Raw genomic sequence first — 23720 nt, 5'->3', positions numbered from 1 at the left:
CCCGTCCCGTCACACACCGTTGCTGGAGGGCGCCTGCGGACGGACCCGGAGGCGGTCGCCGAGGAACGTGGCGCGGCCGCTGGTGGTACGGCCGTCCCACACGTGGCCGCGGCCGCCGTAGCGGGGGCTGAAGAAGTGGTACGGGACGTTGCCCGCGACGAAGTGGCCCAGGCCTTCGAGATAGGCGGCGACGTCCGGCAGGCCGCCCCGGGGCCCGCCGCGTACGGTCTCGCAGACGTCGGTGAGCTGCCGTTCGTGGTCGGCTATGAGCGCGCAGAGCCGGTCCGTCGCCTCCTGGAGGCCCAGGCCCTCGTGGAAGTGGAGGATGCCCAGCGCGTTGAACGGCCACTGCCCCTCGCGGCACTCGCGGCCGAAGGAGAAGAGGTCGTTGACCAAGGCCGAGTGCAGGACGGCCAGTTCCCGCGCCCGGCACAGCTCGGGGCTGTCGAGGAGGTCGTCGGGCAGGTCCAGGCCCAGGACGAAGTCGAGCATCGCCGTCCAGGGCCGGGCCCCGATGGCGTAGCCGCGCATCGGCAGGTACGCGTCGATGGTCAGGCGGCGGCCAGTCCGGTGGACCTCGTCGGCCATGGCCTCGCCCAGGACGTAGTCGTGTATCCCGGCGAGCACGCGCCGGCGCTGGCTCGGCCGCATGGAGGCGGTCAGGCCGTTCCACGCCTCGGCCGTCATGACGGCCAGCGGGTCGTCGCCGGGCGGGGAGCCGCCGACGACCCCCAGGACGGCGGCCGTCACGGCGGCGGTGCGCTCGGGCCGCAGGCCGCGCTGCATGTCGGTGAGCAGGTTGTCGCAGACCGACACGCAGATCGTCAGGTCGGCCGAGCCGCGCACCCTGTCGGCGAGGCCCCGCGGGTAGACCCAGCACGGCCAGTTGTCGTGCCGCATCGAGACGAAGACGTCGGTCCAGTCCGCGCCGAGGCCCATGCGGTGCAGGTGCTTCCTGGTCCACGGGGTGGTCGCGGCCCGGACGGCCTCGTGGCCGGGGTGGAGCTCGCCCTTCAGACGGACCAGCAGCTCGGGCAGGAGCACGGTGCGGCCGAGGACGTCGGTGCGCGGGGTGAGGGGCATGGCGGTCCTCCTGGTCGTCCTCAGTGGCCGTAACGGCGGTGCCGGGACGCGTAGGAGTCCAGCGCGCTGCGGAAGTCGTCCCGGGTGAACGCGGGCCACGGGGCGTCGCAGAAGTAGTACTCGGAGACGGCCGCCTGCCACAGCAGGAAGCCGGAGAGGCGCTGTTCGCCCGAGGTCCGGATGATCAGATCCGGGTCGGGCTGGTCGCGCGTGTAGAGGTGCTGGGCGATCAGGAGCTGCCAGTCGTCCACCGGGTCGCCGTCGGCCGGCGGGGCGACACCGGTGAGCAGGATCTGGCGCATCGCGTGGGCGATCTCCCGGCGGCCGTCGTAGGCGATCGCGATGTTCACGGTCATGCCGGGTGCGGTGCGGCTGACGGCGCGGGCCCGCTCCATGCTGGCGCGCAGGTGCCCGGGCAGGACGCTGAAGTCGCCGATGGGCTTGACGGGCCAGCGCCCGCGGGCGGCGAGCCGCTCGATGGTCTCGCCTATCAGGGGCAGCAGGCCGGCCAGCTCCCCGGCGGGCCGCTTCAGGTTGTCGGTGGACAGCACCCACAGCGTGAGCGTGTCCACCCCGGCCTCGGCGGCCCACTCGCACACTTCACCGAGCCGTAAGGCTCCCTCGCGGTGACCGTCGACGGGCTCGAGACCGCGGGTCCGCGCCCAGCGCCTGTTGCCGTCCATGATGACGGCCACGTGCCGGGGGACCGACCGGGCCGCTGCGGGGAGGGACTTGACCGTGGCTGCGTTGACACCTATCGACACGAACTGCCTCCTTGCCCCGGATGACGAATACGGGACCGGTGTCACACCTCACTCCTCGGAGGCGCTGCCAGCAATCACCCTCATGGGGGGCGGACGCGCTCCCGCAGCGCACTGACCGGCCCGGCAAGCGGAAGCCAGGGCCCCGACGAGCCGCACGCCCGGCGCGCACCTCGCATGCGCACGATTCCGCCGGGGCGCGGAAGCAGTGGTGCGAAAGCAGCCGGCAGCTCAGTGGAACGGGGTGCAGAGCTGCACGGGGTCATTGATCAGGGTCGCGCACGCCTGCAGATGGACGCTGGTGGAGTTGATCATCCTGGTCTGGATGGTCAGCCCGGAAACCAGCACCGGGGAGGACTGCGCGTGGCCGCGGTCGTCCTGGATCGTGGCCTTGTCGCTGTTCTGAGCCGTGGACTGACCGCCTGCCAGCTGGGCCCACGCCGCCTGGCAGGTGTTGCTGAACATCAGCCGCAGCGTCCGGCCCGAACGCTGCACTTGGTCCAGGATCGTCTGGTCGCTGGTGCATCCCGTCTGCCCGGGATCCTGACCGGCGCACGTGCCGGGCGTACAGGTCGCCGGGGGCTGTGCCGGCGCGGCGGCCGACGCGGTCACGCCGGCGGCGGCAGACGCCAGCAGGCACGCACTCAGTACGGAAATGGCCCGATGAAATCGATGCACTGTCCCCATCCCCTCATCCGCCTCTAAGGCTGTTGATGAGCGTTTACCCATCGGCTTTCCGGCGCCACACACCGTGCCACGTGAATGTGGTGGAAAAATGATTTCTGGCCGGGGTCCGGTGGCGACCGCAATTACTATTGAATTACGAGGGGTTGCCCTTTATAGGGGAGGGGCCCGGCCCCGCCCTGGGTCGGCCGGGGCCGGGGTGGGGCTGCGGGGTTCAGTCGCGCAGGCCGATTCTGACGGTGGCTGATGCCGTTGACGGGTCGTGCAGGTCGTCGCCGTTCCACGTCACGGTGTACGTCGTGGAGCCGGCCGTCCAAGGCGTGTCGGTGATGTGGAACGTGCCGTCGGCGGACACCGGGGCCGTGCCCAGCGTCTTCGTGCCGAGCGCGGTCTTGCGAGTCACGGTGACGAGTGCCCCGGAGGGGATCCGCGCGCCGTCCGTCGTCAGCTTGCCGGTGAAGTCGAGCTCGTGTCCGATGCGGGCGCGCTCGGGCGCCGCGAGCGTGACGGCCGTGCCCGCCTTGGCGATCTCGGCGGTGAGCGTGGTGTCCTGCGCGGGCCGGTGCGTCGCGTCGCCCCCGTAGGAGACGGTGTACGTGGCGCGTCCGGTACGGGACGGGGTGTCCTCGACGGTGAACGTGCCGTCCTTCGCGACGGTCGCGGCCTCAAGGGTGCGCTTGCCGTCGGCGTCCTCGCGGACCGCGGTGACCTTGGCGGGCTCGGCGGGCGCGGGCCCGTCCAGCTCCAGCCGGCCGTTGATCTTCAGCCGGCCGCCCACGACGGGGCGGCCCGGGTCCGTGCCGAGCCGCCCGGCGAAGCGGGCCTCGTACAGCGGCTTCGGGTCGGGGAGGATGTGCAGCCAGTAGCCGCTGTGCTCGGCGTTCGTCGTGACAGCGAACAGGGTGTTGCTCTTGTCGCCCCAGGCCAGACCGCGCCGGGCGACCTGGTCCCCTTGACCGGCCTGGTCGAGGACGTAGGCGCGCTGCTGGGTGCCGGTGGCCGGGTCGGCGTTCTGCACGACGATGTCGGCGCCGCTGCCGGGAGCCGCGGAGCCCCGGGCGACGAGCCTGCCGTCGCTGCTGAACGCCACGGCCGTGGGCACGGCGCCGTCGGCCGGGGGCTGGTAGCCGACCGGGGCGTCGGAGAGGTCGGAGGTGTTGAGGAGGCGGTGGCCGCCGTTGCCGTCGGCGACGGCCAGCCGCGTGCCGTCGGGCGTGAAGGCCATGTCCTTGAGGTCGAGCCCCGCGGCGGAGGACTCACGCGGCGCGAAGTACCGCTCACCCGCGATCTTGATCTTCTCGCCGGAGGTGTCCAGGACGTACAGGCCCGGGTTGCGGTACGCCGGCACGGCCTCCGTGCCGAGGATCATGCGGCCGGGCAGCTCGGGCGATGCGGCGAGGTGCCACGGGCCGGGCATGGCGTACAGGAAGTCGTGCGTACGGGTCTCGTTGTTCGCGGGTCCCGTCACGTTCCACAGCTCGTACCCCGTACCGCCGGTGCAGCCGCCGTACAGGCTGTGCGTGTACCAGAGCTTGTTGCCGGAGAAGGCGAACTGCCGGTCGCAGGACACCGAAGAACCGTACTGGAAGGAGTTCTTGAGCTTCCTGGTCAGCGTCTCCGTGTCGTACTCGTACACCCCGCCGTTGTCCGCCACGTACAGGCTCTTGCCGTCTTCGCCGAGGACCATCGCGTTGGCGGACGGGTGGTCGATGCTCTTGACCAGCTCGCCCCGGAAGTCGTAGACGAAGAACTTGTCGAACCGGTCGCCCGAATTCTGGCTCTGGGTGATGAAGACCCGCTGGTGGGCCTCGTCGACCACCATCTGGGAGTACGAGGTGACCGGCAGCTTCACCACCGTGCCCGCAGGGCGTTCGCCGGAGTCCGCCTGCGCGGGCCCGGCGGCGGCGAGTGCGCCCGCGCCGAGCGCGAGCGCGAGTGCGAGCGGAACGGATGCGATGCGTCTGCGACGCGACATGAAAGCCCCCCACAGGCAGAAGTGTGCGACGACTGCCCGAAATCCGGACAGGTCGTACCGGGAATGTAACAGCTCCTCAAAGCCTGCTTTCTGGTGATCTGTCACACACCGCTGCCGCCTGCGCGTCCGTGGCGCAAAAGCTGCCGGAGCTCCGGCCGTTCGCCTTCCGGCTCTCCTGTCGCACGCGTACGGTGCGCCTCGTCTCCGACATGAGATCCGCAATGAGATCCGGCATGAGAGGGGCACGACCGTGAGGGCATTGGACAGACGCACCGTGCTGCGAGCGGGAGCGGGAGCGGGAGCGGGGCTCGCCGCGGGGTTGTGGGCCGTGCCCGCGCGAGCGGCAACCGCGGCGGCGCGGAAGGACCGCGACTGGGCCGCCCTGAAGCGGCTCCTCGGCGGACGGCTGTACTTCCCGGGCGACCCCCGGTTCGCCCCGCTGAACCTGCCGGCCAACCACCTCTACTCCCACCGCGTCCCGGCCGCGATCGCCTGCCCGCGCAGCCACGAGGACGTGCTCGCGACGGTCGAGTGGGCCGGACGGAACGCCATCGGCGTCGTCCCGAGGAGCGGCGGGCACAGCTACGCCGGCTACTCGACGTCGGACGGGGGCCTGCTGGTCCATCTGGGCGGCATGCGCGACGTGACGGTGAAGGGCACGACGCTCACCGCCGGGGCGGGCGCCCGCCTCCTCGACGTGCACGCGGCGCTCAAGGGCACCGATCTGCTGCTGCCCGGCGGATACTGCCCGGACATCGGGGTCGGCGGCCTCGTGCTGGGCGGCGGCATCGGACCGGCCACCCGCTCCCACGGCCTCACCTGCGACAGCCTCACCGCAACCACCGTCGTGACGGGCGACGCGTACACCGCCCACTGCCACGAGAACAGCAACCCCGAGCTGTTCTGGGCGTGCCGGGGCGGGGCGGGCAGCAACTTCGGCATCAACACGTCCTTCACCTTCGGCCTGCACCGGGTTCCGAAGGCGACGGCCTGGTACGACCTGTCATGGGAGTGGAAGAACGCGGCGCGCGCCCTGAAGGGCCTCGCCGAGCTGATCGCGGACCCCCGCTACCGCAGGAACCTCACCTGCCGCTTCGGCCTGCGGACGGCCGGCGGAAGACGCGTCTACGCCCAAGGGCTCTTCTTCGGTCCCGAGCAGACCCTGCGGAAGCTCACCGCCTTGCTGCGGCCGAGGACGAGCGTCACCGGCACGGCCGGGATCCAGGACTGCATGCACCGCTTCTACGAGACCGCGCCGGGGGACCCGTACCTCGCCGGCTCGATCGTGGCCGGAGCGGACCTCGGCGCCTCCGTCGCCGACGGGCTCGTCGACGCGCTCGGCAGCTGGAAGCCGGCGTCCCCGGCCTCCCGGGCCACCGTCTCCTTCTTCGCCATGGGCGGCGCGGACACGGCCCTGCGCCCGGCCGACACCGCGTACGTCCACCGTGACGCCACCTTCATCGTGGACCTGGCGGCGTACTGGTCGGACACGGATCCGTCCCGGGTGGCCGACGCCGGCCGGCACCGGCTCCAGGGGCTCTACCGCGGCCTGAGCAAGGATCTCGGCACCGACGCCTACCAGAACTTCCCCGACCCGGGGCTCAAGGACTGGCAGACCGCCTACTACGGCAAGAACTACGCGCGGCTGCAGACGGTCAAGAAGACCGTCGACCCCGGCGGGCTGTTCCGCTACCCCCAGGGCATCACCCCGGCGTAGCGCGGCGCGAGACAGCGCGGTGCGGCGCGGCGCGAGACAGCGCGGCGTGGCGCAGCGCAGGACCCGCGCACGGCCCCCGGACCGCGAAGCCGGGGGCCGTCATCCGTCATCCGAGGCGCCGCACCAGCGCCCGGTACTCGTCCCACAGCTCCTTCGGCGTGTGCTCGCCGAAGGTGTTCAGGTGCTCGGGGATCAGCGCGGCCTCCTCGCGCCACACCTCCTCGTCCACCGTGAGCAGCAGGTCCAGGTCCTCGTCGGAGATGGCGAGGCCCTCGGTGTCGAGCGCCTCGCGGGTCGGCAGGATGCCGATGGGGGTCTCGACGCCCTCGGCGCGGCCGTCTAGGCGGTCGACGATCCACTTGAGGACGCGGCTGTTGTCACCGAAGCCCGGCCACACGAACCGGCCGTCCGCGTCCTTGCGGAACCAGTTCACGTAGTAGATCTTCGGCAGCTTGGACTGGTCCCGGCCCTGGCCCACCTTCACCCAGTGGCCCATGTAGTCGCCCATGTTGTAGCCGCAGAACGGCAGCATGGCGAACGGGTCGCGGCGCAGCTCGCCGACCTTGCCCTCGGCGGCGGCGGTCTTCTCGGAGGCGACGTTGGCGCCGAGGAAGACGCCGTGCTGCCAGTCGAAGGACTCGGTCACCAGCGGGACGGCGGAGGCGCGGCGGCCGCCGAAGAGGATCGCCGAGATCGGCACGCCCTTGGGGTCCTCCCACTCGGGCGCGATGATCGGGCACTGCGAGGCGGGCACGGTGAAGCGGGCGTTGGGGTGGGCCGCCGGGGTCTGCGAGGCGGGGGTCCAGTCGTTGCCCTTCCAGTCCGTGAGGTGGGCGGGCTGCTCCTCGGTCATGCCCTCCCACCACACGTCGCCGTCGTCGGTGAGGGCGACGTTGGTGAAGACGGAGTTGCCCCAGAGGGTCTTCATGGCGTTGGCGTTGGTGTGCTCGCCGGTGCCGGGGGCGACGCCGAAGAAGCCGGCCTCGGGGTTGATGGCGTAGAGGCGGCCGTCCTCGCCGAAGCGCATCCAGGCGATGTCGTCGCCGATGGTCTCGACGCTCCAGCCGGAGACGGTGGGCTCCAGCATGGCGAGGTTGGTCTTGCCGCAGGCGGACGGGAAGGCCGCGGCGACGTACTTGGGCTCGCCCTGGGGCGGGGTGAGCTTGAGGATGAGCATGTGCTCGGCGAGCCAGCCCTCGTCGCGGGCCATCACCGAGGCGATGCGCAGGGCGTAGCACTTCTTGCCGAGCAGGGCGTTGCCGCCGTAGCCGGAGCCGTAGGACCAGATCTCGCGGTCCTCGGGGAAGTGCGAGATGTACTTGGTGGTGTTGCACGGCCACGGGACGTCGGCCTCGCCCTCGGCGAGCGGCGCGCCGAGGGTGTGGACGGCCTTGACGAAGAAGCCGTCGGTGCCGAGCTCGTCCAGGACTGCCTGGCCCATACGGGTCATGGTGCGCATGGAGACGGCGACGTAGGCCGAGTCGGTGATCTCGACACCGATGGCGGACAGCGGCGAGCCGACCGGGCCCATGCAGAACGGCACCACGTACATGGTGCGGCCGCGCATGGAGCCGCGGAAGATGCCGCCCTCGTCGTCCTTGCCCCGGAAGATCTCCCGCATCTCCGCGGGGGCCTTCCAGTGGTTGGTGGGCCCTGCGTCCTCCTCCTTCTCGGAGCAGATGAACGTGCGGTCCTCTACGCGCGCCACGTCGCTGGGGTCGGAGGCGGCGTAGTACGAGTTGGGGCGCTTGACCGGGTCGAGCTTCCTGAAGGTGCCCTTGGCGACGAGCTCCTCGCACAGGCGCTCGTACTCCGCCTCGGAACCGTCGCACCAGACCACGCGGTCCGGCTGAGTGAGGGCGGCGATCTCGTCGACCCAGGAGATCAGCTCCTGGTGCTGGGTGGGGGTGGTGGGAGCCGCACTGATGCGCGCCACGATCGCTCCGTCCCGCCGGGGAACCACGCTGCCCCGGCGTAGAGATTGAGGGTTGAACGGGCCCTGCCCGGCGCTCGGCGCACCGGAAAGAGCCCGCTTCGGCGTTGTCTGCCCCTTGGGGGCTGCGACCCAGACGCTTCGTGACCGCTCATCCGGTGCCGCCCGCACTCATTTGATCATCCGACTCCGTTTGTGTTCTGTCCAGGGGGCACCCCCGTGACCATCGCCACGCGATACTGATCCGTAACTTACGGTGGCGTAGGTAGCATGGCGGCCATGACTTCCGCGCCCGACGCAGCGCCTTCCGCGCTCCCCGCGCCCGCCGGCGCCGCGGCTGCCGCAGCCCTTCCCACAGGCGCCGCCCCCGCCGCTGCCGCCCCGCCGGGCGGCCACCTCGCCGCCTCCGCCGCCTCCGCCGCCTCCCTGATCCCGGCCAAGCCACGCCTTCGCGGCTGGTTGCACGCGGGCATGTTCCCCGCCGTGCTGATCGCCGGCGTCTTCCTGACCGCCCTCGCCGACAGCACCCGCGGCCGGATCGCCTGCGCGGTCTACGTCCTCACCGCCGGCTCGCTCTTCGGCGTCAGCGCCCTCTACCACCGGGGCAACTGGAGCCCGCGCGTCAACGCCGTGCTCCGCCGCCTCGACCACGCGAACATCTTTCTGATCATCGCCGGTACGTACACCCCGCTGACGATGCTGCTGATCCCCGGCGGCCGGGGGCAGGTGCTCCTGTGGGCCGTGTGGGCGGCCGCGGCGGCGGGCATCGCCTTCCGCGTCTTCTGGGTCGGCGCCCCGCGCTGGCTCTACACCCCCTGCTACATCGCCATGGGCTGGGCCGCGGTCTTCTTCCTGCCGGACTTCCTGCGCGCCGGCGGCATCGCCGTGCTCGTCCTGGTCGTCATCGGCGGACTGCTCTACAGCGCGGGCGGCGTCATCTACGGCATCAAGCGGCCGAACCCCTCGCCGCGCTGGTTCGGCTTCCACGAGGTCTTCCACTCGCTCACGCTGGCGGCGTTCATCGTGCACTACGTCGGCATCTCCCTGGTGGCGTACACCCACGCTTGAGCCGCGGTGCGGCCCTTTCGGGCCGTCCGGAACATGGCCGCGGACCCGGCCGTGAACATGGCCGCGACCGCAGGGGTCGCGGCCATGTTTCATGCCCGGTTACGGGTGGATTTATGCCGGTTTTGTGCTTGCGTCGTGCGTCGGTCCTGCGCCGGGCCTGCGCGGTCCCCGCGCAAGCGGTGGCCCGCACGCGGTGGCCCGCACGCCCGGCGGGCGTGGCCGGTGGCCGCGCGGCTCGGCGAGTTACCGGCGCATTACCGGCGCAGCTTCTCCGCCAGCTCGCCCGGGTCCGTCGTCGGCGCGTCGCAGACGAAGCCGCGGCAGACGTACGCCACCGCGCGCCCGTCCGCCAGCGGCCGGTTCGCCAGCAGCGGCACCTCCACGGCGGTGGGATCGGACGCGGGCGGCGGGGCACCGACGGCGACGGCCAGGCCCGGGGCCGTGGACAGCAGGGCGGTGCGGTGCAGGACGGCCGTGGCCGGATCGTCCGGCAGGCCCACGACGGCGGCCTCGCGCGGCCCGTCCAGCAGCGCCTCCGCCACCGCCAGGCCCCAGCTGATGAAGCGCGGCGCGCGCGGGCCCAGCGCCCGGACCACGCCGAGCGCCCGCTCGGCGGCCTCGCGGTGCACGGTGCTGCCGGTGTACGCGGCGTACGTCAGCAGCGCGCCGCAGGCGGCGGTCCAGCCGGACGGCGCGGCGTTGTCCGTCGGGTCCTGGGGGCGCCGGATGAGCGTCTCGGCGTCGTCGGCGGTGTCGAAGAGGGCGCCGTCCGGGCCGGTGAAGCGGGTGAGGACCGTGTCGAGGAGGAGGCCCGCGAAGTCCACCCACACGCCCTCGCCGGTGACGGCGCTGAGCGCGAGGAAGCCCTCAGCGACGTCCGCGTAGTCCTCCAGGACGCCCGCGTGGCTCCCGGCCGTGCCGTCGAGCGAGGTGCGGAAGAGGCGCGCGTGCCAGTCCATGTGCGTACGGACGAGCAGGTCGGCGGCGTCGGTGGCGGCCTGTACGAGGTCCGGGCGGTCGAAGAAGGCGCCGGTCTCGGCGAGCGCGGCGATCGCCAGGCCGTTCCAGGCGGCCACCACCTTGTCGTCGCGGCCGGGGCGGGGCCGCTGTTCGCGCGCCGCGAGAAGCCTGCGGCGCACCGAGTCGAGCTTGCCGGCATCGAGGAGCCGCTCCGAGCCGGGGAGCCGGAGCACGGAGCTGCCGTGCTCGAACGTGCCCTCCTCCGTGACGCCGAAGTGGGCCGCCGCGAGCAGCGCGTCCTCCTCGCCGAGCACCTCGCGCAACTGCTGCGGCGTCCACACGTAGTAGGCGCCCTCCACGTGCCGGCCGGTCCCGTCGTCGCTGTCGGCGTCCAGCGCGGACGCGAAGCCGCCCTGCTCGGTGCGCATCTCGCGGACCAGGAAGCCGGCCGTCTCCAGGGCGACGCGGCGGGCGAGCTCCGAGCCCGTGGCCCGCCACAGGTGCGCGTAGGCGCGGCAGAGCAGGGCGTTGTCGTACAGCATCTTCTCGAAGTGCGGCACCACCCACTCCGCGTCGACGGAATAGCGCGCGAAGCCGCCGCCGAGCTGGTCGTAGATGCCGCCGCGGGCCATCGCCTCACAGGTCGCCTGCGCCATCTCCAGGGCGCCCTCGGAGCCCGTACGGGCGTGGTGGCGCAGCAGGAACTCCAGCGTCATGGACGGCGGGAACTTCGGCGCCCCGCCGAAGCCGCCGCGCACCGCGTCGAACTCGCGGGTCAGGCCCAGCAGGGCGGCGCCCAGGTCCTCGGCGGCGGGGGGCTGCGCGGGGGCGTTTGCGTCCGCCGGGACGCCGAGCGCGAGGGTGCGCTCGGAGAGGTCGCGCACGATGCGGCCCGCGACCTGCCCGACCTCGTCGCGGCGGTCCCGCCACGCGGCCCGCACGCCCTCCAGGACCTGCGGGAAGCCGGGCATGCCGTGGCGGGGGGCGGGCGGGAAGTAGGTGCCGAAGTAGAACGGCTCGGCGTCGGGCGTGAGGAAGACCGTCATGGGCCAGCCGCCCTGTCCGGTCGCGGCCTGCACGGCCTCCATGTACACGGCGTCGACGTCGGGCCGCTCCTCGCGGTCGACCTTGACGGCGACGAAGTGCTCGTTGACGAGCGCGGCGGTGGCCTCGTCCTCGAAGGACTCGTGCGCCATCACGTGGCACCAGTGGCAACTGGAGTAGCCGACGCTCAGCAGCACCGGCACGTTCCGCCGCCGGGCCTCGGCGAAGGCCTCGGCCGACCACGGCCACCAGTCGACCGGGTTCTCGGCGTGCTGGAGGAGATAGGGGGACGTCTCGTGCGCCAGGCGGTTGGGCATGCGCCCATCCTCGCGCACGGGGCGCCTTCCCGGGCGCCGGGCCACGGGGCCGTGTCCGCGGCGGGCCGCCTGCCGGCGACGTCGGCGTCGCGTCGGCGGCGAAGGCCGGTCCGGCGCCGCCGGTCACCGCCGACGTGGCTGATCACCGCTGCGGCGGGAGAAGTTCCCTCCGCCGCGACGGTGATCAGCCACAGCGGTGCAGTCCGGCGGTGCCTAACCGGCCTCGGCCGTCCGGTGCGCCCCGGGCGTCAGGACGTCTTCGGGGGCTGGGCCGAGGACGCCGGCGCCGCGTCGGCCGCCGGCTCCTCGACGAAATCCACCCGCTTCATGTGCCGGTTCATGCTCTTCATCAGGAACCACACCGCCACGCCGATCACGGCGAAGACGATGAAGCCGAGGACACCGGGGGTGACCTTGTTCTTGTCGAGTTCTTCGGCGAGCGGCACCAGCTGGGCGGCGGCGGCGAGGGAGCTCATCATGGGGTCAATTGTTGCGGATGCCCGCGAAGAGGTCGTCCTCGGGGAGGGACGTGCCGACGAGAGACTTCGCCAGCTCGTACTCCTCCGTCGGCCAGACCTCCCGCTGGAGGTCCAGCGGCACGCGGAACCAGCCCCCGTCCGGGTCGATCTGCGTGGCGTGCGCGATCAGCGCCTTGTCGCGGATCTCGAAGAAGTCGCCGCAGGGCACGTACGTGGTCAGGGTGCGCTCGCGCCCCATCTCCTCCCACCGCTTCAGCCACTCGCCGTAGGGGGACTCCATGCCCCGCTCCAGCAGCGCCTCGTGCAGCGCCTGGGTGCGCGGCCGGTTGAAGCCCTGGTTGTAGTAGAGCTTCAGCGGCTGCCACGGCTCGCCGGCCTCGGGGTAGCGCGAGGGGTCGCCGGCCGCCTCGAAGGCCACCATCGAGATCTTGTGGGTCATGATGTGGTCGGGGTGCGGGTAGCCGCCGTTCTCGTCGTACGTGGTGACCACGTGCGGACGGAACTCGCGGATCAGCTTCACCAGCCGCCCGGCCGCCTCCTCCACGTCCTGCAGGGCGAAGCAGCCCTCCGGCAGCGGCGGCAGCGGGTCGCCCTCCGGCAGGCCGGAGTCGACGAAGCCCAGCCACTCCTGCTTGACGCCGAGGATGTCGCGCGCCTCGGCCATCTCCTTGGCGCGGACCTCGTGGATGTGCTCCTCGATGTAGGGGTCGCCCTGGAGCTTGGGGTTGAGGATGGAGCCGCGCTCGCCGCCCGTGCAGGTGGCCACCAGCACGTCCACCCCCTCGGACACGTACTTGGCCATCGTGGCCGCGCCCTTGCTCGACTCGTCGTCGGGGTGGGCATGCACGGCCATCAGTCGCAGCTGCTCAGTCAAGGCTCGGTCCTCAGTCACTGGTCATGGCCCGTCTTATCGGTGTGTCGGGGCGCCTCCTATAGTGACCGAAGCGGGAGGCGTTTCATTCCAGTTCTCCCCAGCGGCACCGACCCGGAGGAACGATCATGGCTGCGGCACGCGAGGGCCTGCCCGAAGGCCGCTACGGCCGCTCGGCCGACGCGCGCGCGGACCGCAAGCTCAAGATCATCGGTGCGGTGCTGGGCGCGGGGCTGCTGGGCGTGGTCGCCTGGTCCGGGATCCACTACATCACCGCGACGGACGTCACAGGCCAGCTCGTCCGCTCGAAGCCGGTCTCGGACGACACCGTGCAGGCGGTGGTGGAGATCCGCAAGGAGAAGGACCAGACGGGCGTGTGCACGCTGCTCTCCCTCGGCAGCGACGGCTCGGAGGTCGGGCGCAAGGACTTCACGCTGGATCGCCGCGAGGAGCACTTCACCGAGTTCGTCGTCATGCGCACGACGCAGCACGCGGCCGCGACGAAGCTCGAAGGCTGCCGGGCGACCTCGAAGCGCTGACGGCGCACTGACGACGCACCGATGAAGCGCTGAGCAGATCTTCACACAGCGCTGACGCGCCGCAGCTGATCGGCTACGCCTCACCGCCCCCCTCCTGACCTGCATTGACGCGATTCTTGCGCGATTTCTCCCGTTTACTTCTTCCCCCTCTCCGGGCCCAATTGTTAGGCTCGTGGTTTCGCCCCGCTTTGAAGGTGCACCCTTCTGAGTAGGGCGTTCATTTGTTATCGCGATGTATCCCCAAGCATTCCCCCAGTACCGACGAGGAGCACCTGTGACCCAGACCAGCGACAACGTCACCTGGCTGACTCAGGAGGCGTACGACCAGCTCAAGGCCGAGCTGGAGTACCTGTCTGGTCCCGCTCGCACCGAGATCGCGGCCAAGATCGCGGCCGCCCGCGAGGAGGGTGACCTGCGAGAGAACGGCGGGTACCACGCGGCCAAGGAGGAGCAGGGCAAGCAGGAGCTCCGCGTGCGCCAGCTCACCCAGCTGCTGGAGAGCGCGAAGGTCGGCGAGGCCCCGGCGGCCACCGGCGTCGTCGCGCCCGGCATGGTCGTCACCATCGCCTTCGACGGCGACCCGGACGACACCCTGGAGTTCCTCCTCGCCTCCCGCGAGTACGCCAGCTCGGACATCGAGACGTACTCGCCGCAGTCCCCGCTGGGCTCCGGCGTCAACGGCAAGAAGATCGGCGAGGACGCCCAGTACGAGCTGCCGAACGGCAAGAAGGCCATGGTCCGCATCCTGGAGGCCAAGCCGTACACCGGCTGAGCCGCGGGTCGTACCCTCGAAGGCCCACCCCCCCCTTCCGGGGGGGGTGGGCCTTCGCTGTGCTCACGCCGTCGCCGAGCGGAACTTCCGCACCGCCAGCGTCCGGAACAGTCCGATGATCAGCACCGACCAGATCAGCGAAGCCCACACCGGGTGCTGCATCGGCCACGCCCCCGGCACCGGATAGCCGTCCGGCAGGTTGCCGAAGAGCTGCCGCGCCGCCTGCACGGTCGCACTGAAGGGGTTCCACTCGGCGATCACGCGCAGCACCGTCGGCATGTTGTCGGCGGGCACGAAGGCGTTGGAGATGAAGGTGAGCGGGAAGAGCCAGATCAGCCCGCCGGACGTCGCCGCCTCCGGCGTGCGCACCGACAGCCCGATCAGCGCGCCGATCCAGGAGAAGGCGTAGCCGAGCAGGAGCAGCAGCGCGAAGCCCGCCACGGCCTTGGGGATGCCCGCGTGCGTCCGCCAGCCGACGATCACGGCGACGATCGCCAGCACCACGAGCGTGAGCGCGGTCTGCACCAGGTCGGCGAGGGTGCGGCCGGTGAGGACGGCGCCGCGGGCCATGGGCAGGGAGCGGAAGCGGTCGATGAGCCCCTTGTGCATGTCGTCGGCGATGCCCGCCCCGGCGCCGGCCGTGGCGAAGGTCACCGTCTGGGCGAAGATGCCCGCCATGAGGAACTGGCGGTACGTGGACGGGTCCGTACTGCCGCCGACGGCGATCGAGCCGCCGAAGACGTAGCTGAACAGCACCACGAACATGATCGGCTGGATCAGCCCGAAGATGACCACCTCGGGGATGCGGATCATCCGGATCAGGTTGCGCTTGGCGACCACGAGGGAGTCGCGCACGGAGCGGCCGATGCCGCCGTGGACGCGCAGGGCGGCGGCTCTGGAGGCGGGGCTGCCGATGACGCTCATGACGTGACCTCCTGCTGTGCGCCGGTCTCCCCGGCCCCCTCGGTGACGTCGCCGGCCTCCGCCTCCGCGGCGTGCCCGGTGAGCGAGATGAAGACGTCGTCCAGGGTCGGCCGGCGCAGGGCGATGTCGTCGATGTCGATGCCGCGGCCGTCGAGCTCCCGGATGACCTCGGCGAGCAGCTTGGCACCGCCGGAGACCGGCACGGTCACCTTGCGGGTGTGCTTCTCGACCGAGGACGTGCCCTTGCCGAAGCCGCGCAGCACGCCGTCGGCGAGCGGGATGTGCTCGGGGTTGCGCACGACGACCTCGACGCGCTCGCCGCCCGTACGGGCCTTGAGCTGGTCGGAGGTGCCGCGGGCGATGACCTTGCCGTGGTCGACCACGCAGATGTCGTGCGCGAGGTGGTCGGCCTCCTCCAGGTACTGGGTGGTGAGCAGGAGGGTGGTGCCGCCGGCCACCAGCTCCTGGATGACCTCCCACAGGGCCTGCCGGTTGCGCGGGTCGAGGCCGGTCGTGGGCTCGTCCATGAACATCACGGGCGGGCTGACGACGAGGGCCGCGGCCAGGTCGAGGCGGCGGCGCATGCCGCCCGAGTAGGTCTTGGCGATGCGGTCGGCGGCGTCGGCGAGGTCGAAGCGCTCCAGCAGCTCGCCGGCCCGCGTCTTCGCGTCGCGGGCGGACATCTGGTAGAGCTGGCCGACCATCCGCAGGTTCTCACGCCCCGTCAGATATTCGTCGACGGCGGCGAACTGCCCCGACAGGCCGATGGAGCGCCGGACTTCGTCGGGCTTTCTGAGGACGTCGATGCCCGCCACGAAGGCGGAGCCGCGGTCGGGTTTGATGAGCGTGGTGAGGACGCGTACCGCTGTGGTCTTGCCGGCGCCGTTGGGGCCGAGCAGTCCTAGAACGGTTCCTTCCGGTACGTCGAGGTCGACGCCGTCCAGAGCTCTCACGTCGCCGAAGGTCTTCACCAGGCCTTCGGCATAAATGGCGCCTGGCATGGAAGTTCTCCCCGCTGGGTGACGTATTACCTGATTTTACGTTCGATGGGGCGATCGTGCCGGGTGAATGCCGTTCCCCGCTTGTGCGGGGCAACGGCCTTTGCGCGCCGGTCCTTTCTCGCCCCTCCTTGCCCCTCCTCGCAGTGCTCCGGACCCTTCGTCTCCAGGTGCAGGTCCACTTCCGCCTCGGCCAGGCCGAGCCTCGGGTCGGTGCGGACGTGCCCGACGTCCAGGACGTTCGCGTCGGCCGCCGAGAGCACCCCCAGGAGCGCCGCGAGCGCCCCCGGGCGGTCCGTCAGCCGCAGCCGCAGGCTCAGGTAGCGGCCGGCCGCCGCCATGCCGTGCCGCAGGACGCGCTGCAGCAGCAGCGGATCGACGTTCCCGCCCGACAACACGGCGACGAGGGGTCCCTCGAACGGGTCGGGTTCGGCCAGCAGCGCCGCCACCGGCGCCGCCCCGGCCGGCTCCACGACCATCTTGGCCCGCTCCAGGCAGAGCAGCAGCGCCGCGGCCAGGGCGTCCTCGGAGACCGTACGGACCCCGTCGACCAGCTCCCGGACGATGCCGAAGGGCACGTCCCCGGGCCGGCCCACCCGGATGCCGTCGGCCACCGTCACCGGCTCCGTGACCGCCACGGGCCGCCCGGCGGCCAGCGACGGCGGGTACGCGGCCGCGCCCGCCGCCTGCACGCCCACGATCCGGACGTCCGGCCGCAGCGCCTTGACCGCGGCGGCGATCCCGGCCGCGAGCCCGCCGCCGCCCACGGCCACCACGATCGTGCGCACCTCGGGGCACTGCTGCAGGATCTCCAGGCCGACGGTGCCCTGACCGGCGACGACGTCCGGGTGGTCGAAGGGGTGGACGAAGACGGCGCCCGTGGCCCGCGCGTACTGCCGGGCCGCCGACAGCGCCTCGTCCAGGACCTGCCCCTGCAGGCGCACCTCCGCGCCGTACGCGCGGGTCGCGGCGACCTTCGGCAGGGGCGCGCTCGCCGGCATGAACACCGTGGAGCGCACGCCCAGGAGCGCGGCCGCCAGGGCCACGCCCTGCGCATGGTTGCCCGCGCTGGCGGCCACCACCCCCGCCGCGCGCTCCCCCCGCGACAGCCCGGCGATGCGCGTGTACGCGCCGCGGACCTTGAACGAACCGGTCCGCTGGAGGTTCTCGCACTTGAGGTGGACGGGGCCGCCGATCAGGCCGGAGAGGTGACGGCTGCCCTCCAGGGCCGTGACGCGGGTGACGCCGGCGAGGACCTCGCGGGCGCGCAGGACGTCGTCGAGGCCGACAGCGGGGACGGCGGCGGGCCCGGCCGGCCGGTCCGCTGCGCGTACGTCCATGAGGCCAGTGTGGCAGCCGGGCGTGCGGCCCGCGTGCGGCTCGACTCCCGGCTCGGGGTCCGGCTCGGGTTCCAGCTCGGGTCCTGACCGGGGTCCCGGCTCGGGTCCTGACCGGGTTCCCCGGTCGGCTTTCGGCTCGGTTCCGGCTCGGTTCCAGCTCACTTGCGCCTCGTTTACGTAACGACCTTACGTAACGACCGTCGAGGCAGGCGCATATCGCCCGGCCGATTTCGGTGCGCATCACAGTGCATATCCATGCATACCGAGCGGATTGCCCGGTACCGCTGGAGCGGATTGTCCGCCACCGGCCCCAGGGCCCTCCGGGCCGCGTACTCTGTCCCCCAATCTTCCCTGCCCGACGCACGAAGTGAGCCCCAGGCCATGCCCACCCCTTCGGACATGACGACCGACCTCGCCCCCGGTGTCCTCGACGCGCTCCAGCACCAGGTGGCCGTCTTCGCACGCCGCGCCGAACAGACGCGGCTCGGCGGCGTGGGACAGGTCCGCAACTCGATGGACCGCGCCGCTTATCTGCTGCTCAACCGGCTCGACCAGGAAGGTCCGATGGGCGTCAAGGCGCTCGCCGCCGGCATGGGCATCGACTCCTCGACCGTCACCCGCCAGGTGGCGCCGCTGGTCGACACCGGCCTGGTGAAGCGCACGTCGCACCCCGAGGACGGCCGCGCCGTGGTCCTCCAGCTCTCCCCGCGCGGCAAGGCGCGCCTGGAGGAGGTGCGGGCCTCGCGGCGCGCGCTGATGGCGCTGGTGACGGACGGCTGGAGCGAGGAGGAGCGGGACGCGTTCTGCTCGCTGCTCACGCGCTTCAACACGGCGCTGTCCGAGGTGCACAACGCCCTGCCGCCGGTGACGCCGACGGCGTGACGGGGGCGGCGTGACGGCGCCGCGGGCCCCGGCGGCGCCGTGCGCATGCAGCGCTGAGCGCCGTAAACGCGTACGTCGGGTGGACCGGTGACCGGCCCACCCGACGCACGGGCAAGGAGAGAGCGCGACGCCCGGCGACTAGCCCAGCGCCTGCGTGAGGTCGGCGAGCAGGTCGTCGACCGACTCGATGCCGACGGACAGGCGCACCAGGTCCGCGGGGACCTCCAGCTGGGAGCCGGCGGTCGACGCGTGCGTCATCAGGCCCGGGTGCTCGATCAGCGACTCCACGCCGCCGAGGGACTCGCCGAGGGTGAAGACCTCGGTGCGGTTGCAGATCTCGACGGCCTGCTCCTGGCCGCCGGAGACGCGGAACGACACCATGCCGCCGAAGGACTTCATCTGCTTGGCGGCGACCTCGTGCAGCGGGTGCTCGGGCAGGCCCGGGTAGTAGACCTGCGTCACCTTCGGGTGGGAGACGAGCAGCTCGGCCACGCGCTCGGCGTTGGCGCTGTGCCGGTCCATGCGCACGGCCAGGGTCTTGATGCCGCGCAGCGTCAGCCAGGAGTCGAAGGGGCCGGCGACGGCGCCCATCGCGTTCTGGTGGTAGGCGAGCTCCTCGGCCAGACCCGCGTCCGCGGTGATCAGCGCGCCGCCCACGACGTCGGAGTGACCGCCCATGTACTTGGTCGTGGAGTGCACGACCACGTCCGCGCCGAGCGCGAGCGGCTGCTGCAGGTACGGGCTCGCGAAGGTGTTGTCGATGACCAGGCGGACCCCGGCCGAGCGGGCGACCTCGGCGAGGGCGGCGATGTCGCTGATGCCCAGCAGCGGGTTCGACGGGGTCTCGACCCAGATGACCTTGGTCGAGGGGCGCAGCGCGGCGCGCACCGCGGCCGGGTCGGAGGTGTCGGCGACCGACCACTCCACGCCCCAGCGGCTGATCACCTTGGCGAAGAGGCGGAACGTGCCGCCGTAGGCGTCGTTCGGGATGACCACGTGGTCGCCGGGCGCCAGGAGCGTACGCAGCAGGGTGTCCTCGGCGGCCAGGCCGGAGGCGAAGGCCAGGCCGCGCACACCGCCCTCCAGCGCCGCCAGGTTCTCTTCCAGGGCGGTACGGGTCGGGTTGGCGCTGCGGCTGTACTCGTAGCCGCCGCGCAGACCGCCGACGCCGTCCTGCTTGTAGGTGGACACCTGGTAGATCGGCGGCACGACAGCCCCGGTCAGGGGGTCCGGCTCCTGCCCGGCGTGGATGGCCAGGGTTTCGAAGGCATGCTGATCGCTCATTTTCCCGAGCCTAGTACTCCGCACACCCGAACACCCGTGTTCACTTGTAACCGGAGCATGAACGATCCGCGGAGTTCGCGCGTTGTTCCTCACACAGCCCTACTCGTCGCACTACGCTGCCCCACCCACGTTCAGGACCGCTCATGGAGTTTCTGCTCATCCTGCTGGCCGTCGCCGTGATCGCCGCCGTCCTCGCCGGGCCCGCGCTGCGCCGCCGGCGGGCGCGCGCGGGGCTGGCCGGCGACAAGTACGGCCCCGGCCCCGGCCCGGCCGACGCCGCCGCCGCGTACGGCTTCGTGCCGCCCGAGCAGCTGGACGTCCGCCTGCCCGGGCCCGACCCCGAGCTGCTGGGCGCCGTCGAAGAGGCCCGCCGCAGCCAGGACTGGAAGCCGGCCGCCGAGCTCCTCTCGCGCACGCACGACCCCGAGCAGCGCTGGCAGCGGGTGCAGACCCTGGCGGGCGCGGCGGTCCGCGAGCTGTCCGAGGCGCCGGGCACGGGCGGGCTGTGGCTGCGGCACTGGCGCGTGGTGGCCCCGGAGGATGCGGGCGGCGCGGCGGTGCAGGCCGAGTTCCTCGTCCAGCAGGCCCTGCGCGACCCCTCCTCGCAGGACTACCGCATGATCCTGGAAGAGGCCCGCACGGTCTGCGCGGAGGCCGCCCGGCTGGCCCCCGAGGATGTGGTGCCGCTGATCGTCGAGCTGGGCGTGGCGCGCGGCCTGGGCGCCGGCGAAGCGGAGTTCCAGTCGGTGTGGGAGCGGCTCGTCGCCCGTACGCCCCAGCACATGGGGGCGCACCTGGCCGCGCTGCGCTACTGGAGCGCGAAGTGGCACGGCTCCCGGGAACAGGCGTACGCCTTCGCGCAGCGGGCGGCCGCGGGCGCGGCGAAGGGCAGCCTGCTGCCGGCGCTGCCGCTGTTCGCCGTCCACGACCACCTGCCGGACGTGAACGTGGTCCAGGGCCTCTACCGCAGCGAGGTGATCACCCGCGCCGTGGAGGGGGCGCAGTTCGCGGCCCTCCACGCTCCGTCCGACCACCCCGTGCTGCCGCACGTCCGCCATCTGCTGGTGTGGTTCCTGGTCAACGCCGAGCGCTATCCGGAGGCGATCGAGCAGCTCCGCCGGGTGGACGGCCACATCGGGGCGGTGCCGTGGACGTACGAGGCGGACCCGGTCGCGGCGTACGCGGCGTACCGGGCGGTCGCGCTGGCGGGCGGGGAATCGCCGGGAGCGGCGAACCGTTGGCTGTAGAGCCCCTGCCGACAGCCGCTGCCGACACCCCGGAGGCCTGACATGCTCTTCCCCACCCGAGAACCCCGCCTCCCCACCCCGGAGGAGGCCCTCAAGGGCCGCCCGGAGCCGGAATTCCCCCTCCAGGAGCGCCACACGGTCCTCGGCACGCCCCTGGGCGGCCCGTACCCCGCCGGCCTGGAGGTGGCGGACTTCGCCCTGGGCTGCTTCTGGGGCGCGGAGCGCAAGTTCTGGCAGACGGAGGGCGTCTGGACGACCCTGGTCGGCTACCAGGGCGGCCACACCCCGCATCCCGCCTACGAGGAGGTCTGCAGCGGCCTGACGGGCCACACGGAGGTGGTCCGCGTGGTCTTCGACCCGGCAAAGGTCTCGTACGGCACGCTCTTGAAACTCTTCTGGGAATCCCACGACCCCACCCAGGGCTTCCGCCAGGGCAACGACCGGGGCACCCAGTACCGCTCGGCGGTCTACACCCACTCCGCCGAGCAGCAGTCGGCCGCGGAGTCCTCCCGGGAGGCGTACCAGTCGGTCCTGACGGGCTCGGGCTACGGCCGGATCACCACAGAAATCCTCCCGGCGGGCCCCTTTTATTTTGCAGAGCCCTACCACCAGCAGTACTTGGACAAGAACCCGGCGGGCTACTGCGGCATCGGCGGCACGGGCGTGAGCTGCCCGATCGGCGTGGCGAAGGCCGGTGACTGAGCCGCTGCCTGCAGGGGCGGTGGCGACGCTGGAGGCGCTGCTGGCGGGTGCCGACCCGGCCATCAGCGCGCTCCGAGCGCAGATCCCGCACGCCCGGGTGACGGGCGGATGCGCCTGCGGCTGCGCGACGCTCGACCTGACGGTGGACCGAACGGCGGTCGCTCCGGCCCCCGCGGCGGGGGGTGTGGTGGCGGACGCCTGGTACCAAGTACCGGAAAACGCGGGCGTGATGCTCTTCGCAAGGGAGGGCTACCTCTCCCTACTGGAGATCTACACGACCTCCAGCGCCCCCATCACTACGTGGCCGGAGCCCCGCTTCCAGCAGCGCTGAACACGCGATGGTGCTGCCGCGCGCCAACTCCTGCACCGGCCCGGTCTCAGGTAACGCTGGAGGGCGGTTCGCCGTGCTCCAGGTACTGGGGGTGGGTCTCGTGCCGTGCGGTGATTGCGCGCTTCACCCGGCGGGCGAGCCTTGGGATGAGTAGCTGGTCGACGGCGTCCGCCGGGTGGAACTCGGCGGCGAGGACCTCCTCACCGTCGGGCTTGATCGCGTTCAGGTCCTCCGGCTGCAGCTCGCCGCCGTCGAAGACGTAAAGGACCTTGTCGCCCTCGGCGTCGTTCGGTGCCCAGTCCACGACCAGGAGCGGGCCGATAGCCGGCGTGATGCCCAGTTCCTCTTCTACCTCGCGACGGCACGCGGCCAGAGGGGATTCCCCTTCCTCGATGTATCCGCCGGGGATCTCCCACTTGGGCTTGTACGAGGGGCGGACCAAGAGCACGTGCCCCTTGTCATTGAAGAACAACGCGCCTGCCGCCATGCGCGGGCGGGCTGGCCGCCCCTCCTGCTCTGTCTCCGTCATGCTGGGAGCCTAGCCAGTCAACCTGGCGCCCTCGGGCTCGATCTCCTGAGGTCCCCCGCCCCGGGGCCGAGGCGGGGGTCGGCGGGTCATTTACCCCAGGTGCTGCGGTTGTTGACGTCTCGGACTTTGGCTCGTAGCGCCTCGTCGGCGCTGGGAGCCTGCTGCTCGCGAGAGCTGCAGGTGCAGTTCCGAACGGCGGGATGCCAGATGTCGATGCCGTGTGCGGTCGCCCAGACGTAGACACCGCAGGGGGATGGGGAGAGAGACGGCGAGGAGATTGCGGGGACCGGCGTGGGGTCAGGGCAAGGGGCAGGGCCGGGACGGCGGGAGGCGAACAGCTTCTTCACGCGTTGCGCCCACCCGGCGATAAAGTCGTGCATCGTCGACGCTCCTTCTCAGCGTTGACCGTGCCCCGGGGCCGTTCGCGCGGTCGCCGGGGCTTTGAGTACCTGCCGAAGATAGGGCGCGGCATAGAGCAGTGTGGTGCAGCAAGGAGCGTTCCACTCATACGTGTTGCTCCATGCTGCGCTATGTTGACGCGCATGGGAGATGAACGCGATGCGTCACCTGTCGACCCGACCAAGGCGGCCTACGTCTACATGCAGGTCGCAGACCATGTAGAGGCTCAGATCGAGGCCGGTGCGCTGCGTGTGGGTGCACGTCTCCCAGGTGAGCGTGACCTCGCCGAGGAGTACGGCGTGGCCATTGGAACGGTGCGCCGCGCCGTCCAAGAACTGCGGGACCGCGGCCTGTTGATCACCCTTCCGGCCAAGGGGACGTTCGTGGCGCAGCGGAGCCAGCCCTCTGCGTAGGAATCCCCGGATGCGGCAAGAGCAGGACGGGGCATGGCGCGGACCCCCTTCCCGGAGCGGGGGTCGGCGAGTTCGGTACTGCGCGCCGGAGGCTCCTTTTCTAGGAGAAGGCGAAGACGACGGCGAGCAGCACGACAAGAAGGGCGAATGTCTCCCATCGGGTCGCACGCCTGAGTGTGCGCAGCGATATGGGTTTGCCGGAGCGCGATGCCGGTGATCGGTTCGCGCTGTAGTCGTCGGATGTGTCGTCGCTCATCCCGCCATGCTAGCCATGCCGCATCCCGTGCTTCGCGCTCCTAGCGGCCGGGCTCCGTGACTCCCAGGGCCGCTGCGTGGGCCGCCAGGCGTTCCGCGGCCAGGGCTTTGCCTGCCGGGTCGGCGAGGGTGGTGGCTACGACCAGGGCCTGGCCCGCGAGTTGGTGGGCGCGTTGGTGGAGGGCGGTGACGTGGGCGGGGGTGCTGCGGTCC

General features: G+C 71.7%; 22 protein-coding genes and 1 pseudogene. 9 read left to right on the top strand and 14 right to left on the bottom strand.

The window, feature by feature from the left end:
• Window positions 1-9: 9 nt before the first annotated feature.
• The 4 genes from ACSNOH_RS16485 to ACSNOH_RS16470 form a co-directional block, all read right to left on the bottom strand.
• A complete protein-coding gene (locus ACSNOH_RS16485) occupies window positions 10-1083 on the bottom strand; it encodes a terpene synthase family protein (protein WP_436722091.1) in 1074 nt (357 codons plus the stop codon).
• A 20-nt stretch (window positions 1084-1103) separates the two neighbouring features.
• Window positions 1104-1847 carry a polyprenyl diphosphate synthase gene (uppS, locus tag ACSNOH_RS16480; protein WP_436722090.1) on the bottom strand — a complete coding sequence of 248 codons (744 nt, stop codon included), beginning with the start codon at window positions 1845-1847 and terminating at the stop codon, window positions 1104-1106.
• 228 nt (window positions 1848-2075) lie between these two features.
• On the bottom strand, window positions 2076-2531 hold the full coding sequence (locus ACSNOH_RS16475; protein ID WP_436722089.1) for a DUF2690 domain-containing protein: 456 nt from the start codon (window positions 2529-2531) through the stop codon (window positions 2076-2078).
• Between the two features lie 211 nt (window positions 2532-2742).
• Window positions 2743-4503: an Ig-like domain repeat protein gene (locus tag ACSNOH_RS16470; protein WP_436722088.1), complete on the bottom strand. Its 1761-nt coding sequence runs from the start codon at window positions 4501-4503 to the stop codon at window positions 2743-2745.
• 259 nt (window positions 4504-4762) lie between these two features.
• Here ACSNOH_RS16470 and ACSNOH_RS16465 point away from each other — a divergent pair, with 259 nt between their 5' ends.
• Window positions 4763-6220 carry an FAD-binding oxidoreductase gene (locus tag ACSNOH_RS16465; protein WP_436722087.1) on the top strand — a complete coding sequence of 486 codons (1458 nt, stop codon included), beginning with the start codon at window positions 4763-4765 and terminating at the stop codon, window positions 6218-6220.
• A 106-nt stretch (window positions 6221-6326) separates the two neighbouring features.
• Here ACSNOH_RS16465 and ACSNOH_RS16460 read toward each other — a convergent pair whose 3' ends face one another.
• Entirely contained in the window at window positions 6327-8156 is a 1830-nt protein-coding gene (locus tag ACSNOH_RS16460; protein WP_436722086.1) for a phosphoenolpyruvate carboxykinase (GTP), read from the bottom strand.
• 276 nt (window positions 8157-8432) lie between these two features.
• Between ACSNOH_RS16460 and trhA the strand changes: the two genes are divergently transcribed.
• Complete coding sequence (gene trhA, locus ACSNOH_RS16455; RefSeq protein WP_436722085.1) at window positions 8433-9221, top strand: PAQR family membrane homeostasis protein TrhA; 789 nt, start codon at window positions 8433-8435, stop codon at window positions 9219-9221.
• Between the two features lie 254 nt (window positions 9222-9475).
• Here the strand turns inward: trhA and ACSNOH_RS16450 are convergent, their stop codons facing one another.
• The 3 genes from ACSNOH_RS16450 to mca form a co-directional block, all read right to left on the bottom strand.
• On the bottom strand, window positions 9476-11542 hold the full coding sequence (locus tag ACSNOH_RS16450) for a thioredoxin domain-containing protein (protein WP_436722084.1): 2067 nt from the start codon (window positions 11540-11542) through the stop codon (window positions 9476-9478).
• A gap of 248 nt (window positions 11543-11790) precedes the next feature.
• A complete protein-coding gene (locus ACSNOH_RS16445; protein WP_436722083.1) occupies window positions 11791-12021 on the bottom strand; it encodes a hypothetical protein in 231 nt (76 codons plus the stop codon).
• Window positions 12022-12025: 4 nt separating this feature from the next.
• Window positions 12026-12895 (bottom strand): mycothiol conjugate amidase Mca, encoded by an 870-nt coding sequence (gene mca, locus ACSNOH_RS16440; protein WP_436722082.1) that lies wholly within the window; start codon window positions 12893-12895, stop codon window positions 12026-12028.
• A gap of 125 nt (window positions 12896-13020) precedes the next feature.
• Here mca and ACSNOH_RS16435 point away from each other — a divergent pair, with 125 nt between their 5' ends.
• Together ACSNOH_RS16435 and greA are read left to right on the top strand one after the other, a co-directional pair.
• Window positions 13021-13431, top strand: coding sequence for a DUF4307 domain-containing protein (locus tag ACSNOH_RS16435; RefSeq protein WP_436722081.1), 411 nt, complete (start codon window positions 13021-13023; stop codon window positions 13429-13431).
• A 274-nt stretch (window positions 13432-13705) separates the two neighbouring features.
• On the top strand, window positions 13706-14203 hold the full coding sequence (gene greA / locus ACSNOH_RS16430; RefSeq protein ID WP_436722079.1) for a transcription elongation factor GreA: 498 nt from the start codon (window positions 13706-13708) through the stop codon (window positions 14201-14203).
• A 63-nt stretch (window positions 14204-14266) separates the two neighbouring features.
• On the opposite strand, the gene ACSNOH_RS16425 is transcribed toward greA, so the two are convergent.
• The 3 genes and pseudogenes from ACSNOH_RS16425 to ilvA form a co-directional block, all read right to left on the bottom strand.
• Window positions 14267-15127, bottom strand: coding sequence for an ABC transporter permease (locus ACSNOH_RS16425; protein WP_436722078.1), 861 nt, complete (start codon window positions 15125-15127; stop codon window positions 14267-14269).
• The gene (locus ACSNOH_RS16420; protein ID WP_436722077.1) at window positions 15124-16128 is read right to left on the bottom strand and encodes an ATP-binding cassette domain-containing protein; all 1005 of its coding nucleotides are present in this window, start codon (window positions 16126-16128) and stop codon (window positions 15124-15126) included. Before ACSNOH_RS16420 ends, ACSNOH_RS16425 begins: the two co-directional genes overlap by 4 nt.
• 134 nt (window positions 16129-16262) lie before the next feature.
• A pseudogene (gene ilvA, locus ACSNOH_RS16415) lies at window positions 16263-17465 on the bottom strand (threonine ammonia-lyase); the annotation flags it as partial.
• Between the two features lie 381 nt (window positions 17466-17846).
• On the opposite strand from ilvA, the gene ACSNOH_RS16410 reads away from it, so the two are divergent.
• Window positions 17847-18347, top strand: a complete 501-nt coding sequence (locus ACSNOH_RS16410) for a MarR family winged helix-turn-helix transcriptional regulator (protein ID WP_436722076.1) — start codon at window positions 17847-17849, stop codon at window positions 18345-18347.
• Between the two features lie 138 nt (window positions 18348-18485).
• Here the strand turns inward: ACSNOH_RS16410 and ACSNOH_RS16405 are convergent, their stop codons facing one another.
• Complete coding sequence (locus ACSNOH_RS16405) at window positions 18486-19631, bottom strand: cystathionine gamma-synthase (RefSeq protein WP_436722075.1); 1146 nt, start codon at window positions 19629-19631, stop codon at window positions 18486-18488.
• A 143-nt stretch (window positions 19632-19774) separates the two neighbouring features.
• Here ACSNOH_RS16405 and ACSNOH_RS16400 point away from each other — a divergent pair, with 143 nt between their 5' ends.
• From ACSNOH_RS16400 to ACSNOH_RS16390, 3 genes are read left to right on the top strand one after another with little or no spacing between them, the layout of a single operon-like run.
• A complete protein-coding gene (locus ACSNOH_RS16400; protein WP_436722074.1) occupies window positions 19775-20878 on the top strand; it encodes a hypothetical protein in 1104 nt (367 codons plus the stop codon).
• 42 nt (window positions 20879-20920) lie between these two features.
• Entirely contained in the window at window positions 20921-21580 is a 660-nt protein-coding gene (gene msrA / locus ACSNOH_RS16395) for a peptide-methionine (S)-S-oxide reductase MsrA (RefSeq protein WP_436722073.1), read from the top strand.
• Window positions 21573-21911 carry a hypothetical protein gene (locus tag ACSNOH_RS16390; protein WP_436722072.1) on the top strand — a complete coding sequence of 113 codons (339 nt, stop codon included), beginning with the start codon at window positions 21573-21575 and terminating at the stop codon, window positions 21909-21911. Before msrA ends, ACSNOH_RS16390 begins: the two co-directional genes overlap by 8 nt.
• A 46-nt stretch (window positions 21912-21957) precedes the next feature.
• Here the strand turns inward: ACSNOH_RS16390 and ACSNOH_RS16385 are convergent, their stop codons facing one another.
• Window positions 21958-22440, bottom strand: coding sequence for an NUDIX domain-containing protein (locus tag ACSNOH_RS16385; protein ID WP_436722071.1), 483 nt, complete (start codon window positions 22438-22440; stop codon window positions 21958-21960).
• Window positions 22441-22982: 542 nt separating this feature from the next.
• On the opposite strand from ACSNOH_RS16385, the gene ACSNOH_RS16380 reads away from it, so the two are divergent.
• Entirely contained in the window at window positions 22983-23252 is a 270-nt protein-coding gene (locus ACSNOH_RS16380) for a GntR family transcriptional regulator (RefSeq protein WP_436722070.1), read from the top strand.
• A gap of 100 nt (window positions 23253-23352) precedes the next feature.
• Here the strand turns inward: ACSNOH_RS16380 and ACSNOH_RS16375 are convergent, their stop codons facing one another.
• Entirely contained in the window at window positions 23353-23508 is a 156-nt protein-coding gene (locus ACSNOH_RS16375) for a hypothetical protein (RefSeq protein WP_436722069.1), read from the bottom strand.
• Window positions 23509-23720 lie beyond the last annotated feature (212 nt).

Source organism: Streptomyces sp. URMC 127 (assembly GCF_051386535.1).
Taxonomy (GTDB): Bacteria; Actinomycetota; Actinomycetes; order Streptomycetales; family Streptomycetaceae; genus Streptomyces.
Note: the sequence above shows the minus strand (reverse complement) of the source record. Positions and strands in the feature narration are given on the sequence as shown.

Excerpts from the sequence above, each read along its gene's own strand:
- ACSNOH_RS16380 (WP_436722070.1), top strand. The coding sequence starts at position 22,983 with ATGGGAGATGAACGCGATGCGTCACCTGTCGACCCGACCAAGGCGGCC.
- ACSNOH_RS16445 (WP_436722083.1), bottom strand. The coding sequence starts at position 12,021 with ATGATGAGCTCCCTCGCCGCCGCCGCCCAGCTGGTGCCGCTCGCCGAA.
- ACSNOH_RS16435 (WP_436722081.1), top strand. The coding sequence starts at position 13,021 with ATGGCTGCGGCACGCGAGGGCCTGCCCGAAGGCCGCTACGGCCGCTCG.
- ACSNOH_RS16385 (WP_436722071.1), bottom strand. The coding sequence starts at position 22,440 with ATGACGGAGACAGAGCAGGAGGGGCGGCCAGCCCGCCCGCGCATGGCG.
- ACSNOH_RS16450 (WP_436722084.1), bottom strand. The coding sequence starts at position 11,542 with ATGCCCAACCGCCTGGCGCACGAGACGTCCCCCTATCTCCTCCAGCAC.
- msrA (WP_436722073.1), top strand. The coding sequence starts at position 20,921 with ATGCTCTTCCCCACCCGAGAACCCCGCCTCCCCACCCCGGAGGAGGCC.
- ACSNOH_RS16475 (WP_436722089.1), bottom strand. The coding sequence starts at position 2,531 with ATGGGGACAGTGCATCGATTTCATCGGGCCATTTCCGTACTGAGTGCG.
- trhA (WP_436722085.1), top strand. The coding sequence starts at position 8,433 with ATGACTTCCGCGCCCGACGCAGCGCCTTCCGCGCTCCCCGCGCCCGCC.
- ACSNOH_RS16420 (WP_436722077.1), bottom strand. The coding sequence starts at position 16,128 with ATGCCAGGCGCCATTTATGCCGAAGGCCTGGTGAAGACCTTCGGCGAC.
- ACSNOH_RS16375 (WP_436722069.1), bottom strand. The coding sequence starts at position 23,508 with ATGAGCGACGACACATCCGACGACTACAGCGCGAACCGATCACCGGCA.
- ACSNOH_RS16470 (WP_436722088.1), bottom strand. The coding sequence starts at position 4,503 with ATGTCGCGTCGCAGACGCATCGCATCCGTTCCGCTCGCACTCGCGCTC.
- ACSNOH_RS16410 (WP_436722076.1), top strand. The coding sequence starts at position 17,847 with ATGCCCACCCCTTCGGACATGACGACCGACCTCGCCCCCGGTGTCCTC.
- ACSNOH_RS16405 (WP_436722075.1), bottom strand. The coding sequence starts at position 19,631 with ATGAGCGATCAGCATGCCTTCGAAACCCTGGCCATCCACGCCGGGCAG.
- ACSNOH_RS16485 (WP_436722091.1), bottom strand. The coding sequence starts at position 1,083 with ATGCCCCTCACCCCGCGCACCGACGTCCTCGGCCGCACCGTGCTCCTG.
- ACSNOH_RS16425 (WP_436722078.1), bottom strand. The coding sequence starts at position 15,127 with ATGAGCGTCATCGGCAGCCCCGCCTCCAGAGCCGCCGCCCTGCGCGTC.
- ACSNOH_RS16400 (WP_436722074.1), top strand. The coding sequence starts at position 19,775 with ATGGAGTTTCTGCTCATCCTGCTGGCCGTCGCCGTGATCGCCGCCGTC.